The following is a 1,026-nucleotide window of genomic DNA, read 5'->3' on the forward strand; positions in this document are numbered from 1 at the left end:
CTGGTGATGGCGGGGGCGCGGCATGGCGGGGCAGGCGCGTTTGTTCGACGCGGAGGAGCGTCTGCGCTGGCTCTCGGCCTCTGGCGGCCCGCTGGAACGGCTGCGCGCCGTGGTGGATTTCGAGGCGTTCCGTGCGGAGCTCGAGGCGGCGCTGCCGCGGGCGGACCGCAGCCGCGGCGGGCGGCCGCCCTACGACGCGGCGCCGATGGTCCGCGTGCTGGTGCTGCAGGCGCTCGGCACGCTTTCGGACGAGCAGACCGAGTACCAGCTGCGCGATCGGCTGTCGTTCATGCGCTTCGCGGGCCTGGCGCTGCACGAGGCGGTGCCCGATGCCAAGGCGGTCTGGCCCTGCCGCGGGCGGCTGACGCGCGCGGGCGCGCTGGCCCGGCTGTTCGCCCGCTTCGATGCGGTGCTGGCCGAGCGCGGCTTCCTGGCGATGGGCGGGCAGATCGTCGACGCCACCGTGGTTGGTTTGGCCGCAAAGCGGACAAACCGGCGCCCGCGGCTGACCGAGGAGGAGAAGGCGACGCTGCGCGAGGGCGGCACGCCGGAGGGTTGGTCGCAGGCGCGCACCCGGCAGATCGACCGCGAGGGGCACCGGACCATCGAGCGCGGCCGCAAGGCCGGGCCGCCCGAGGGGGCGCCGCGCCAGGCGGCCGGGAGCGCGGTGCCGGTGTCCGGCTACAAGAACCGCCGCGGCATCGATCGCGGGCACGGCTTCATTCGCCGCTTCGTGGTCGCCGACGCGGCGCGGCACGGCGGCGGCCAACTCGGCGCCGTGCTGGATCCGGCCAACACCGGCGGCGGGGCCTGGGCCGACACGGCCTGCCGCAGCACGGCCAGCCGCGAGCTGCCGGACCGGCGCGGCCTGCGGCCCGAGTTCCGGCGCGCCACGCCGCGCGGACGGCCGATGCCCGCCCCCATCGCCCGCGGCAACGCGACGCGCGCGCGGGTGCGCAGTCTGGTCGAGCATGTCTTCGCCGCCGAGAAGCGCCGCATGGGCCTCGTCGCGCGGTGCATCGGCCT

The 1,026-nt window shown here is 76.8% G+C and carries 1 protein-coding gene; it reads left to right on the forward strand.

Annotation, left to right across the window (positions count from 1 at the left end):
- Window positions 1-22: 22 nt before the first annotated feature.
- Window positions 23-1,026: IS5 family transposase (locus K1J50_RS18785; RefSeq protein ID WP_220119273.1), on the forward strand; the 1,004-nt coding region annotated here is incomplete at its 3' end.

Origin of the sequence: Caldovatus aquaticus (genome assembly GCF_019458025.1) — a bacterium.
Taxonomy (GTDB): domain Bacteria; phylum Pseudomonadota; class Alphaproteobacteria; order Acetobacterales; family Acetobacteraceae; genus Caldovatus; species Caldovatus aquaticus.